Origin of the sequence: Pseudomonas sp. TH39(2020), assembly GCF_016650715.1 — a bacterium.
Lineage (GTDB): Bacteria > Pseudomonadota > Gammaproteobacteria > Pseudomonadales > Pseudomonadaceae > Aquipseudomonas > Aquipseudomonas mandelii_C.
This window is the reverse complement of record NZ_JAEKFF010000007.1, coordinates 993,512-1,005,189: the sequence shown is the minus strand read 5'-3', so window position 1 is coordinate 1,005,189 and position 11,678 is coordinate 993,512. Positions and strand designations below refer to the sequence as shown.

At 60.3% G+C, this 11,678-nt stretch carries 15 protein-coding genes; 8 read left to right on the top strand and 7 right to left on the bottom strand.

Going from position 1 to position 11,678, the window contains the following annotated elements; all coding sequences use genetic code 11:
- Positions 1-12: 12 nt before the first annotated feature.
- The 5 genes from JFU47_RS25025 to JFU47_RS25005 form a co-directional block, all read right to left on the bottom strand.
- The gene (locus JFU47_RS25025) at positions 13-204 is read right to left on the bottom strand and encodes a DUF1289 domain-containing protein (RefSeq protein ID WP_201186379.1); all 192 of its coding nucleotides are present in this window, start codon (positions 202-204) and stop codon (positions 13-15) included.
- Positions 205-209: 5 nt separating this feature from the next.
- Complete coding sequence (gene scpB / locus JFU47_RS25020) at positions 210-1,211, bottom strand: SMC-Scp complex subunit ScpB (protein WP_201186377.1); 1,002 nt, start codon at positions 1,209-1,211, stop codon at positions 210-212.
- Positions 1,212-1,222: 11 nt separating this feature from the next.
- Positions 1,223-1,921, bottom strand: coding sequence for a segregation and condensation protein A (locus JFU47_RS25015; RefSeq protein ID WP_176471533.1), 699 nt, complete (start codon positions 1,919-1,921; stop codon positions 1,223-1,225).
- A gap of 123 nt (positions 1,922-2,044) precedes the next feature.
- Positions 2,045-2,674, bottom strand: coding sequence for an L-threonylcarbamoyladenylate synthase (locus JFU47_RS25010; RefSeq protein ID WP_140684338.1), 630 nt, complete (start codon positions 2,672-2,674; stop codon positions 2,045-2,047).
- 13 nt (positions 2,675-2,687) lie between these two features.
- On the bottom strand, positions 2,688-3,551 hold the full coding sequence (locus tag JFU47_RS25005) for a PHP domain-containing protein (RefSeq protein ID WP_201186370.1): 864 nt from the start codon (positions 3,549-3,551) through the stop codon (positions 2,688-2,690).
- A gap of 87 nt (positions 3,552-3,638) precedes the next feature.
- Between JFU47_RS25005 and JFU47_RS25000 the strand changes: the two genes are divergently transcribed.
- The 6 genes from JFU47_RS25000 (at position 3,639) to JFU47_RS24975 (ending at position 7,922) form a co-directional block, all read left to right on the top strand.
- Positions 3,639-4,235 (top strand): septation protein A, encoded by a 597-nt coding sequence (locus JFU47_RS25000; RefSeq protein WP_123364505.1) that lies wholly within the window; start codon positions 3,639-3,641, stop codon positions 4,233-4,235.
- A 1-nt stretch (position 4,236) separates the two neighbouring features.
- Positions 4,237-4,536 (top strand): YciI family protein, encoded by a 300-nt coding sequence (locus JFU47_RS24995; protein ID WP_008156126.1) that lies wholly within the window; start codon positions 4,237-4,239, stop codon positions 4,534-4,536.
- 110 nt (positions 4,537-4,646) lie between these two features.
- Entirely contained in the window at positions 4,647-5,060 is a 414-nt protein-coding gene (locus JFU47_RS24990) for a translation initiation factor 2 (protein ID WP_123364504.1), read from the top strand.
- A 7-nt stretch (positions 5,061-5,067) separates the two neighbouring features.
- Positions 5,068-5,745, top strand: a complete 678-nt coding sequence (locus tag JFU47_RS24985; RefSeq protein WP_027922300.1) for a response regulator transcription factor — start codon at positions 5,068-5,070, stop codon at positions 5,743-5,745.
- Positions 5,746-6,064: 319 nt separating this feature from the next.
- The gene (locus JFU47_RS24980; protein ID WP_056742175.1) at positions 6,065-6,514 is read left to right on the top strand and encodes an LTXXQ domain protein; all 450 of its coding nucleotides are present in this window, start codon (positions 6,065-6,067) and stop codon (positions 6,512-6,514) included.
- 67 nt (positions 6,515-6,581) lie between these two features.
- Entirely contained in the window at positions 6,582-7,922 is a 1,341-nt protein-coding gene (locus JFU47_RS24975; RefSeq protein ID WP_201186368.1) for an ATP-binding protein, read from the top strand.
- Positions 7,923-7,965: 43 nt separating this feature from the next.
- On the opposite strand, the gene JFU47_RS24970 is transcribed toward JFU47_RS24975, so the two are convergent.
- Positions 7,966-8,532 (bottom strand): nitroreductase family protein, encoded by a 567-nt coding sequence (locus JFU47_RS24970; protein ID WP_201186366.1) that lies wholly within the window; start codon positions 8,530-8,532, stop codon positions 7,966-7,968.
- A 122-nt stretch (positions 8,533-8,654) separates the two neighbouring features.
- Between JFU47_RS24970 and JFU47_RS24965 the strand changes: the two genes are divergently transcribed.
- Positions 8,655-10,109 (top strand): TrkH family potassium uptake protein, encoded by a 1,455-nt coding sequence (locus JFU47_RS24965; RefSeq protein ID WP_201186358.1) that lies wholly within the window; start codon positions 8,655-8,657, stop codon positions 10,107-10,109.
- On the opposite strand, the gene JFU47_RS24960 is transcribed toward JFU47_RS24965, so the two are convergent.
- Positions 10,066-11,127 carry an AraC family transcriptional regulator gene (locus JFU47_RS24960; RefSeq protein WP_201186356.1) on the bottom strand — a complete coding sequence of 354 codons (1,062 nt, stop codon included), beginning with the start codon at positions 11,125-11,127 and terminating at the stop codon, positions 10,066-10,068. The genes JFU47_RS24965 and JFU47_RS24960 overlap by 44 nt on opposite strands.
- Positions 11,128-11,287: 160 nt before the next feature.
- Here JFU47_RS24960 and JFU47_RS24955 point away from each other — a divergent pair, with 160 nt between their 5' ends.
- Positions 11,288-11,599 carry a DUF962 domain-containing protein gene (locus JFU47_RS24955; protein ID WP_140684320.1) on the top strand — a complete coding sequence of 104 codons (312 nt, stop codon included), beginning with the start codon at positions 11,288-11,290 and terminating at the stop codon, positions 11,597-11,599.
- The last annotated feature ends 79 nt before the right edge of the window (positions 11,600-11,678 follow it).

The window sequence follows — 11,678 nt, the reverse complement described above, 5'->3', positions numbered from 1 at the left end:
ATCAACGGCGACTTACCTGGATTTCCGCCGACCGGTGGCGCCGAGCTTGATCAACCGCAGCGACGCTTCGGCGAGCACCGTGCGCTTGTCGACCTTGTCGAGTTTCGCCCATGCCTTGATCTCACGCTTGCTGCGGCCACAGCCGATACAGATGTCGTCGGTGAATTTGCAGACGCTGATGCAGGGGTCTTTGGTTGAGCTCATGCTGATCAGTCGTCTTCAAATTCGCGGCGTTCGGCCTCGATCGCTTCGGCGAGGGCCCGGGCTTCGGCTTCTTCGTCGGTCAACTCGGGCTCGGGCTTGTGTTGTTCAAGGGCAGCGACAGCGGCCAGGAGTTTCTCGCGAGCTTCGGCAACGCCAAGCACATCATCTTCCTGCTCTTCTTCGACAGTGGCTTCGGGCTCGACCTGAAGTTCAACTTCGACTTCAGGCTCAAGCTCAAGCTCGGGCTCGGGCTCGGGCTGATCCAGGGTCTCTTCGGTCTCGGTCACCTCGCCATCGCGCAACAGATCGTCGAAGTCGGTCTTGAGCCCCTCCTCCATGGTGTCCAGTTCCAGCAACAGGGTGTGGAAACTGGTTTCTTCCTTTGGCTCTTCCGGCTCGGCGCTGGCGTCGGCCAACTCCTGCAGTCCGGCAGGCACCGGCGCGTCGTCGAAATCGAGCACCGGATCAGGCTCAAGCTCGCGCAATTCCGCCAGCGGTGGCAAATCGTCGAGGTTTTTCAGGTTGAAGTGATCGAGAAAGGCCTTGGTGGTCGCAAACATCGCCGGTTTACCCGGCACGTCGCGGTAGCCGACGATGCGGATCCACTCGCGCTCCAGCAAGGTTTTGACGATGTGACTGTTGACCGCCACGCCCCGCACGTCTTCGATTTCGCCCCGGGTGATTGGCTGGCGATAAGCGATCAGCGCAATGGTTTCGAGCATGGCACGGGAATACCGCTGCGGGCGCTCTTCCCACAAACGTCCTACCCACGGCGAGAACTTTTCGCGGATCTGCAAGCGATACCCGGAGGCCACCTCCTTCAACTCGAAGGCCCGGCCGTCGCAGGACTTGGCGAGAATCGTCAGGGCTTTCTTGAAGACTGGCGGCTCCGGCCGCTCGCCCTCTTCGAAGAGTTCGAACAGGCGTTCAAGCGATTGCGGTTTTCCCGAGGCCAACAGAAAGGCTTCAAGCAGTGGCGCCAGCTCGCGGGGTTCAGTCAGGTTCATGATTCAACTCGTTATTCGGCTCGGGCCCGCACGTGGATCGCTGCGAACGGCTCATTCTGCACCAGCTCGACCAAAGATTCCTTGACCAGTTCGAGAATCGCCATGAAGGTCACCACCACCCCCAGACGTCCTTCTTCAGCGGTGAACAGCTCGGCAAAGGGCACGAAACCGCCGCCCTTGAGGCGCTCCAGCACATCGCTCATGCGTTCGCGGGTAGACAGCGCCTCGCGGCTGACCTGGTGACTTTCAAACATGTCGCCACGGCGCAGGACCTCGGCCATGGACAACAGCAGCTCTGACAAGCGCACATCCGGCAACAGCTTGCGCGCCCGGGCCTCCGGCGCATCCAGTTTGGGCACCACCACGTCACGACCGACCCGGCTCAGGCCATCGATGCCTTCGGCAGCAGCCTTGAAGCGTTCGTACTCTTGCAAGCGGCGGATCAGTTCAGCGCGAGGGTCGTCTTCTTCGGCCTCGATCGTTTCGGCACGCGGCAGCAGCATCCGCGATTTGATCTCGGCCAGCATCGCGGCCATGACCAGGTACTCGGCGGCCAGTTCCAGACGCACCGACTGCATCAACTCGACATAGCCCATGTACTGACGGGTGATTTCCGCCACCGGGATGTCGAGGATATTGATGTTCTGTTTGCGGATCAGGTACAGCAGCAAGTCGAGGGGGCCTTCGAAGGCTTCGAGAAAGACCTCCAGCGCGTCCGGCGGAATGTACAGGTCCAGCGGCATTTCCATGACCGCCTGGCCATAGACCATCGCGAAGGGCAGCTCTTGCTGGGCTCCGGCCTGACTGTCGACAACGGGTTCTACTGCAGACATCTACGCCTCGGCCATGAACGGCGTCGGGTCGCCGCAACCAACGCGGATCACTTGCGGCTCGCCGTCGGCGAGGTTGATCACGGTGGACGCCTTGATCCCGCCGAAACCGCCATCGATGATCAGGTCGACCTGATGCTCGAGTACCTGGCGCATTTCGTAAGGATCGGTCATCGGATCGGTTTCGCCGGGCAGGATCAGGGTCACGCTCATCAGCGGTTCGCCGAGTTCTTCCAGAAGTGCCAGGGCAATCGGATGGCTCGGTACGCGCAGGCCGATGGTGCGTTTTTTCGGGTGCAACAACAGCCGCGGGACTTCGCGGGTGGCGTTCAGAATGAAGGTGTACGGTCCCGGCAGGTGGGCCTTGAGCAAGCGGAAAAGGCCGGTGTCAATCTTGGCGAACAGCCCCAGTTGAGACAGATCGCTGCAAATCAGCGCAAAATTGTGCTTGTCGTCCAGCCCGCGCAAACGGCGCACGCGTTCCACGGCGTTCTTGTCGCCGATCTGGCAACCAATGGCGTAGGACGAGTCTGTGGGATAAATCACCACCCCGCCGTTGCGGATGATCTCGACAGCCTGTTTGATCAGGCGCGCTTGCGGGTTTTCCGGATGAATCTGGAAAAATTGACTCACATTCTCTACCTGTTCAGACGGCGGCAATAATTGGGTCATGTTTGAATCGACACCACAGTGGTGGCAGATCCTCCGGGAGCGGGCGGTACTCACCGATCTCGGACCAGCCTCCAGGAGCATGAAAATCACTGCCGGCGCTGACCAGCAGACCGAACTCACGGGCGAGAATCGCCAGGCTGCCCACTTGCTCGGCGGGCTGATGGCCATTGACCACTTCGATAGCGTGGCCCCCAGCTTGAATATAGTCGGCAATCAGCCGGCGACGTTTGCTGCGAGTGAAATCGTAGTGCCACGGATGCGCCAGGCTGACCCAGGCCTTGGCGGCGCGCAGGGTTTCGACCGTGTCTTCCAGGGTCGGCCAGTGTTGCTTGACGTCCCCCAGCTTGCCGGCGCCCAGCCATTTGCGGAACGCTTCGGCGCGGTCCTTGACGAAACCTTCACGCACCATCCAGTCGGCGAAATGCGGGCGGGCCGGCGCGTTGCCGCTGTCACCCAGCTCCTGTTGGATGGCCCGGGCACCTTCCAGCGCGCCCGGCATGCCTTTCAATGCCAGTTTTCGGCTTATTTCTTCGGACCGTAGCCAGCGGCCATCGTGCAATTTTGCGATCGCCTCGACCAACGCCGGGGCGTTGACGTCGAATCCGTAGCCCAGCACATGAATGGTCGCGCCGCCCCAGGTGCAGGACAATTCGACGCCATTGACCAGTTGCATCCCCAGTGCAGTCGCGGTGCTGCGGGCCTCATCGAGGCCTTCGAGGGTGTCGTGATCGGTCAGGGCCAGGACTCGCACGCCTTTCTCGAACGCACGCGCAACCAGTACTGCAGGCGCGAGAGCGCCATCGGAGGCCGTGCTATGGCAGTGCAAATCAACATTCACAGGACTTTTTTACCTCAAATCAGCTGGCGCTATCGCGCGCCCATATGTTTGTTATTATGCCGCCACATCCTGCTTCTGGCTGCCACTGTGAAACAATTCATCGATTTCATCCCGCTTCTGCTGTTCTTCATCGTTTTCAAACTCGATCCCAGGGTCGTCGACATCGCCGGTCACGAGGTCACTGTAGGCGGTATTTACAGCGCCACCGCCATGCTGATCATCAGCTCCCTGGTGGTTTACGGCACGCTGTTCATCAAGCAGCGCAAGCTCGAGAAGAGCCAGTGGCTGACCCTCATCGCCTGCCTGGTCTTCGGCAGCCTGACCCTGGCGTTCCACAGCGAAACCTTCCTGAAATGGAAAGCCCCGGTGGTGAACTGGCTGTTCGCCCTGGCGTTCATTGGCAGCCACTTCGTCGGTGAACAACTGCTGATCAAACGCATCATGGGCCACGCGCTGACCCTGCCGGAGCCGGTCTGGACCCGCCTGAACATCGCCTGGATCGGGTTTTTCCTGTTTTGCGGTGCCGCCAACCTGTTCGTCGCGTTCACCTTTCAGGACTACTGGGTTGACTTCAAAGTCTTCGGCAGCCTGGGCATGACGCTGCTGTTCCTGGTCGGCCAGGGCATTTACCTGTCCCGCCACCTGCACGACGCCGATACCACAACGCCAAAAACCGAGGACTGACATGCTTTACGCAATCATTGCCACAGACGTCGCCAACTCCCTGGAAGCCCGCCTGGCCGCACGGCCTGCACACCTTGAGCGCCTGCAAGTGCTCAAAGGTGAAGGCCGCATCGTTTTGGCCGGTCCACACCCGGCGGTCGACAGCAATGATCCGGGCGCTGCGGGTTTTACCGGCAGCCTGATCGTCGCCGAATTCGACTCACTGAGCGCCGCACAGGCCTGGGCCGACGCCGACCCGTATATCGCCGCAGGCGTCTACGCCAACGTTTCGGTCAAGCCGTTCAAGCAAGTCCTGCCGTAATATCCCTCCAGCGCGATGAACCTCATCGGTTCATCGTGCTCTCAACGCTCATTATTCTCGTTTACCGGCCGACAACCTGCCCAATACTCGTATTGGAATCAGGAGTGGCGATGCGCAAAGGTCCGTTGTGTCTGATGTTGGTGACGTTGTCGATTGTGGCCCCTGCCCACGGTGAAGAAAGCGCCGAGGGCGGTAGTTCCACGCCATTGTCCCTGAGCGCCGGCAGCCAGATCACCCAGTTGCAACAGCGCTTGAAGGTAAGCGAACAGCAACGAGAAGAACTGAGCAAACAACTGCAAAATACCGATGCCGAACGCGAAAGCGCTCAGCTGAGCCGGTTGCGCCAAGAGAATCAGCGCCTCAAGCTGCAACTTAAGGAAGCCCAGGCCAGCAGCCCGCTGCCGCGTCTATTGACCGATCAGCAACAGTGGTTCGTCATCGGCGGCGGAGTAGCGCTATTGGCGCTGCTCTGCGGTATCTTCGCCAGTGGTGCCACCAGAAAACGTAGGCAATGGCTAAATTGAGTGAGTCATGAGCGAGCTGTTATTAATTGATGATGACCAGGAACTGTGTGAGCTCCTGAGCAGTTGGTTGAGCCAGGAAGGCTTCCAGGTCCGCGCCTGCCACGATGGTCAGAGCGCCCGTCGCGCACTGGCCGAAACGTCGCCGGCAGCCGTGGTGCTGGACGTGATGCTACCGGACGGCAGCGGCCTGGAGCTGCTCAAGCAATTGCGCAGCGATCACCCGGACTTGCCGGTGCTGATGCTCTCGGCTCGCGGCGAGCCGCTGGACCGCATCCTCGGACTGGAACTCGGCGCCGACGATTACCTGGCCAAACCGTGCGACCCACGGGAACTGACAGCCCGCCTGCGCGCCGTGTTGCGCCGCAGTCATCCGGCAGCAGTCTCCAGTCAGCTCGAACTCGGCGACTTGTGTTTCAGTCCGGTGCGCGGCGTGGTCAGCATCGATGAACAGGAATTCACCCTCACCGTCTCCGAAAGCCGTTTGCTCGAAGCCTTGCTCAAGCAACCCGGCGAGCCGCTGGACAAACAGGAACTGGCGCAAATCGCCCTCGGCCGCAAGCTGACGCTGTACGACCGTAGCCTGGACATGCACGTCAGCAACCTGCGCAAAAAAATCGGCCCGCACCCCGACGGCCGCCCGCGCATCGTGGCCCTGCGCAGCCGCGGTTATTACTACAGCCTCTGAAACCCAACGCAAACCTTCGTAGCAGCTGTCGAGCCCCAGCGAGGCTGCGTTCGGCTGCGCAGCAGTCGTAAACCCTGAATACGAGTTTTACTTGAAAAAACGCATCGCCTGATTTCACGACTGCTACGCAGCCGAACGCAGCCTCGCTGGGGCTCGACAGCTGCTACATCGATCGTGTTTCGCCAGGGATGTGGATTTGTCAGGAAGGTCCAAATTCGTCTTTACCCAAGCTTTACGCTCCGCTGACCGCCGCTGACCTTGATCTCCGTAATCTGTACTCAATCCGGAACGTACCGGGAACGAGACAAGGAGATTCACCATGCGCAAGACTCTTATCGCTCTGATGTTCGCTGCCGCCCTGCCGACCGTTGCCATGGCCATGCCTGAAGGTGCCGGCCCGATGGGTGGCCCGATGGACGGCTCACGCCATGGCGGTCAGATGCACGGCATGCACGGCAAAGGCCCGTACAGCCAGCTGGACCTGAGCCGCGAACAGCGCGAGCAGATCCGCAAAATCATGGGCGAGCAGATGCATGAGCGTCAGCAAGTGGTCGACAAGTACCTGGAAAAACTTTCGCCAGCCGACCAGAAAGCCATGAAAGATGAAATGGCAGCCAACCACAAGAAAGCTGAAGCCGACGTGCGTGCCTTGCTGAAACCGGATCAACAGAAGCAATTCGACGAGATCCAGAAGAAACAGGCTGAGCGTCGCGCTGAATGGGCCGAGTTCAAGGCCTGGAAAGCGCAACAGCCGCAAAAGGCGCAATAATGTTCTAGCGTCATATCACAGCCCAACGGTTAATCGCCGTTGGGCTTTCTTTGCTTGAGGATTTTCTGTGCGCTCATTGTTCTGGCGTATTCTGGCCAGCTTCTGGCTGGCCATCGCCCTGGTTGCAGGGCTTTCCATTCTGCTGGGGCACATGCTCAATCAGGACGCGTGGATTCTCAGCCGCCATCCGGGCCTCAATACCTTGGCCGAGCAGTGGACGCAAACCTACGAGTCACAGGGTGAAGACGCGGCCCAGGACATTCTGGAACAGCGCAAGCGCCAATATCACATCGACGTTCAAGTGCTCAACGAGAGCGGTGATCCGGTGGTGCGCGGTACCTTCCCACGCAGGGCGGCTGCCTTCGAAGCGCGGCAGAACAACGACGACCGTCGCCTGCCATGGCGCCGTCTGACCGCCGAGTACACCAGCGAAAAAACCGGCGACACCTACCTTCTGATTTATCGCATTCCGCACCCGGAACTGGACGCCTGGCATCGCGAAAGCTTGCTTTGGCCATTGAGTGCGCTGGGTATCGCATTGGTAGTACTGACCCTGTTCAGCTTGCTCGTTACCCTTTCCATCACCCGTCCCCTCAGCCGTTTACGCGGCGCGGTGCATGATCTGGGGCAAACCACCTACCAACAAAACAGTCTGGTGAAACTGGCCAACCGCCGCGATGAGTTCGGCGTGCTGGCCAACGACTTCAACCGCATGGGCGCGCGTCTGCAAAGTTTGATCGGCAGCCAGCGACAGTTGCTGCGGGATGTGTCCCATGAGCTGCGCTCACCGCTTGCCCGGTTGCGCATTGCGCTGGCCCTGGCCGAGCGAGCCAACCCTGAAGAACGGGAAAAACTCTGGCCGCGCCTCACTCGGGAGTGCGATCGACTGGAAGCACTGATCAGCGAAATCCTGGTTCTGGCTCGGGTCGATGCCGACAACGCCAGCGCTGAAGAGGTTGATCTCAATGCACTGCTCAACACGCTGCAAAAGGATGCTCAATTGGGTTCGCCGGAGCAGAACGTGCACCTTGAGGCCGAGCCGCAGCTGAACCTTAAAGGCTGGCCGACGATGATCGAGCGCGCCGTCGACAACCTGCTGCGCAATGCTCAGCGGTTCAACCCGGTGGGGCAATCGATTGAAATGCAGGCGGTGCGTCAAGGTGAGCGGATTGTGGTCAGTGTGCGCGACCATGGGCCGGGCGTAGAGGCTGCGCATTTGAGCCAGTTGGGTGAACCGTTCTATCGGGCGCCGGGGCAGACGGCGGCCGGGCATGGTTTGGGATTGGCGATTGCGCGCCGTGCGGCGGAACGGCACGGCGGGAGTCTGGTGCTGGCTAATCATCCCGACGGCGGGTTTATCGCCAGCCTGGAATTGCCGTTAGTACCCGGAATCATCGTCCAACCCTGACCCCCTGTGGGAGCGGGCTTGCTCCCACATTTGAACGGTGGTGTCAGGCCTTTCCGGGCCAGGCGCTGACGAATTCAGCCAGGTCGACTTTCTCCGCCACGCGCGGTTCCTTCTGCGGCGTGCCAAGGTAAAGAAACGCAATCACCTCTTCCCCTTCAGCCAGGCCCAACCCCTTGGCCACATGCGCCGAATACGCCAGTTCACCCGTGCGCCACACCGCGCCAATCCCTTGCGCATAAGCCGCCAGCAAAATCCCGTGAGCGGCACAACCCGCCGCCAGTAGTTGTTCGGACTTCGGATATTTAACGTGATCCTGCAACCGCGCGATCACCACAACCACCAGTGGCGCGCGCAGTGGACCGTTACGCGCCTTGTCCAACGCTGCCTCGGACACCTCACTGTCCGGCAGCTTCGCCGCTTCGGCCAGCAACTCGCCCATTTGCTCGCGCGCCGCGCCTTCGACTGTCAGGAAGCGCCAAGGCTGCAAGTGACCATGGTCTGGCGCTCGCATCGCGGCGCCAAACAGCACTTCGCGTTGTTCTGCGGTCGGTGCCGGTTCGAGCAGTCGTGGAACGGAAACACGGTTGAGCAAAGCGTCGAGAGCCTGCATCGGCCACCTCCTGAAAAAAATGTTTGGCTATTCTAGCTGCAACCACTCCGGGAGTGCCGGTTTACATGCCCTGCCCCGCAGGTAGAATGGCGCCCTTCCCTATTTCAGCCCGAGCGGACTTCATGGCGTTGCCGACCTTACGGACTATTGGTTTCATCATCGGCATCTTCCTGATCACGCTGGCCATCGCCATGGTCGTGCCCATGGCCACGCTGGTGATTTTCGACCGCACGGGCGACCTGCCGTCGTTTCTCTGGGCGAGCATGATTACCTTTGTCGCCGGCCTCGCCCTGGTCATCCCCGGTCGCCCGGAACATGTACACCTGCGTCCGCGAGACATGTACCTGCTGACCGTCAGCAGCTGGGTGGTGGTGTGCATCTTCGCTGCGCTGCCATTTCTGCTGACCCAGCGCATCAGCTACACCGACTCGTTCTTCGAAAGCATGTCCGGCATTACCGCCACCGGGTCGACGGTGCTCACGGGCCTGGACACCATGTCCCCCGGCATTCTGATGTGGCGCTCGTTGCTGCACTGGATCGGCGGCATCGGCTTCATCGGCATGGCGGTAGCGATTCTGCCACTGCTGCGCATCGGTGGCATGCGGCTGTTTCAGACCGAGTCGTCGGACCGTTCCGAAAAAATCATGCCCCGTTCGCACATGGTGGCGCGTTTGATCGTTGCGGCCTACGTCGGCATCACCATTGTCGGCAGCCTGGCGTTCTGGTGGGCCGGCATGAGCCTGTTCGATGCGATCAACCACGCGATGTCGGCGATTTCCACCGGTGGTTTCTCAACGTCCGACCAGTCTCTGGCCAAGTGGACGCAACCGGCGGTGCACTGGGTGGCGATCGTCATCATGATCCTCGGCAGCCTGCCGTTCACCCTGTATGTAGCGACCTTGCGCGGTAACCGCAAAGCACTGATCAAGGATCAGCAGGTTCAAGGCTTGCTCGGCATGTTGCTGGTGACCTGGCTGGTGCTCGGCACCTGGTACTGGTGGACCACCCAGCTGCATTGGCTGGAGGCGCTGCGGCATGTGGCGCTGAACGTGACCTCGGTGGTAACGACCACAGGATTTGCGCTGGGGGACTACAGCCTCTGGGGCAATTTCTCGCTGATGCTGTTCTTCTATCTGGGTTTTGTCGGCGGCTGCTCGGGCTCCACCGCCGGCGGGATCAAGATTTTCCGCTTCCAGGTCGCCTACATCCTGCTCAAGGCCAACCTTAGCCAGTTGATTCACCCGCGCGCAGTGATCAAGCAGAAGTACAACGGCCACCGCCTCGACGAAGAGATCGTACGTTCGATCCTGACCTTTTCGTTCTTCTTCGCCATCACCATCTGCGTCATCGCGCTGCTGTTGTCATTGCTCGGCGTGGACTGGATGACCGCCCTTACCGGTGCAGCCAGCACGGTGTCCGGCGTCGGTCCGGGACTGGGCGAGACCATTGGCCCGGCGGGCAACTTCGCCACCCTGCCGGACGCTGCCAAGTGGATTCTCTCGTTCGGCATGCTGTTGGGCCGGCTCGAGATCATTACGGTGTTTGTTCTGTGTATTCCGGCGTTCTGGCGTCACTGACGGGAGCAGGCGCGCCCATCAGCCGCGCCCGGTACTCGCCGGGGGTGGCGTCGAACCAGCGGCGGAAAGCGCGGAAGAAGTTGCTCGGATCGGCGAACCCCAGCAGGTAGGCAATTTCCAGCAGGGTCATGGTCGGCTGCGCCAGGTATTGCTCAGCCAGTTCACGTCGCGTGTCGTCCAGCAACGTCTGAAAACTCGTGCCCTCTTCCTGCAAGCGTCGCTGCAAGGTGCGTTGCGACAGGTGCAGCGTCTGCGCCACGGTATCGCGCTTGGGTTCGCCCTGGGGCAGCAAACGGCACAGCACCTGCCGCGCCTTGTGGGTCACGCGACTCTCGGAAAACCGCGCCAGGTACTCACCGGCAAACCGGTCATGCAACAGCGCCATCGCCTCATTGGCGGTAGGCAGCGGTGCCTCCATGTCAGCGCGTTCGAAGATCAAGGCATCATAAGGTGCGTTGAACAGCAGCGGCGCATGAAAGGCTTGTTTGTAGGGTTCGAGGTTGGCGGGTTCATAGCCCTGCATCAACACCTTGCGCGGTTGCAGAGTGCGCCCGGTCAACCAGCCGCACAGCGCCAGGGCACAGGCCAGTGACGCTTCGGCGCTCTGCCGGGTCGGTGGCAGGTGGTCGCCGTGGACCGTCAGAATCAGCGCATAACCCTCCTCCAACAACCGGAAACTCAGGTCGGCACTTTCGGCAATGATCCGCTGATAGCGCACCAGCCGTTGAAAGCCTTCGGCCAGGGTCTGGCTGGACATCAAGGCGTAGCCCGCCACATGGAAGGAGGCCGGTCGCACCACCTTGCCCATGTTCAGGCCAATCGCCGGGTTACCGGACAGCTCAACCGCGCGCTGCCACAGTCGTGTCATGGAATCTTGCGGGAAGCGCGCATCCGGATCATCCAGTGCCGCGTAGTCGAGCCCCAGCTGCTTGAACAGAACCCGGCAATCCAGGCCGTCCATCTCCAGTGCTTTGACAATCCCCATCGCCCAGCTTGCAGAAGTCGTTCGTTCGCTCATGTCGTCCACTTACATGATGAGCCGCATGCTACGGCCAATTTCCGAAGGATACTAAAGTGGCGCCTATTGTCACTGGCTGATGCCAATGATCACTCTAGACTCAAATAAGCTACCCGCAGAACATCTTGCAGTCAGAACAATAACCACAGAGATCGCAGTCGTGGAAAACATCAAACGTTTCAACAGCTTCGCTGAGTTCTACCCGTATTACCTCAGCGAACACAGCAACAGTACCTGCCGACGAATGCACTTTATCGGCACGACGCTGGTTATTTTCATTTTGGCCCTGACTATCGGCAAAGGCGCCTGGCTGCTGTTGTTGGCTCTACCGCTGGCGGGTTACAGCTTCGCCTGGGCCGGGCATTTCTTCTTCGAGAAGAACCGTCCTGCGACCTTTCAACATCCGTTTTACAGTCTGCTCGGCGATTTCGTCATGTACCGAGACATGATTCTGGGTCGCGTGCCGTTCTAGGCCCGATGGGCCACAAAAGCGTCCTGCTCAGCCAGTGCGGTATTGGATCCAGGTCCTACACTCAAAAAATCCCTTTCGA

Coding starts and splice junctions, on each gene's coding strand:
- JFU47_RS24985 (WP_027922300.1), top strand. CDS start 5,068: ATGAGCGAGCTGTTATTAATTGATGATGACCAGGAACTGTGTGAGCTC.
- JFU47_RS24970 (WP_201186366.1), bottom strand. CDS start 8,532: ATGCAGGCTCTCGACGCTTTGCTCAACCGTGTTTCCGTTCCACGACTG.
- JFU47_RS24980 (WP_056742175.1), top strand. CDS start 6,065: ATGCGCAAGACTCTTATCGCTCTGATGTTCGCTGCCGCCCTGCCGACC.
- JFU47_RS25025 (WP_201186379.1), bottom strand. CDS start 204: ATGAGCTCAACCAAAGACCCCTGCATCAGCGTCTGCAAATTCACCGAC.
- JFU47_RS24960 (WP_201186356.1), bottom strand. CDS start 11,127: ATGAGCGAACGAACGACTTCTGCAAGCTGGGCGATGGGGATTGTCAAA.
- scpB (WP_201186377.1), bottom strand. CDS start 1,211: ATGAACCTGACTGAACCCCGCGAGCTGGCGCCACTGCTTGAAGCCTTT.
- JFU47_RS24990 (WP_123364504.1), top strand. CDS start 4,647: ATGCGCAAAGGTCCGTTGTGTCTGATGTTGGTGACGTTGTCGATTGTG.
- JFU47_RS24995 (WP_008156126.1), top strand. CDS start 4,237: ATGCTTTACGCAATCATTGCCACAGACGTCGCCAACTCCCTGGAAGCC.
- JFU47_RS24965 (WP_201186358.1), top strand. CDS start 8,655: ATGGCGTTGCCGACCTTACGGACTATTGGTTTCATCATCGGCATCTTC.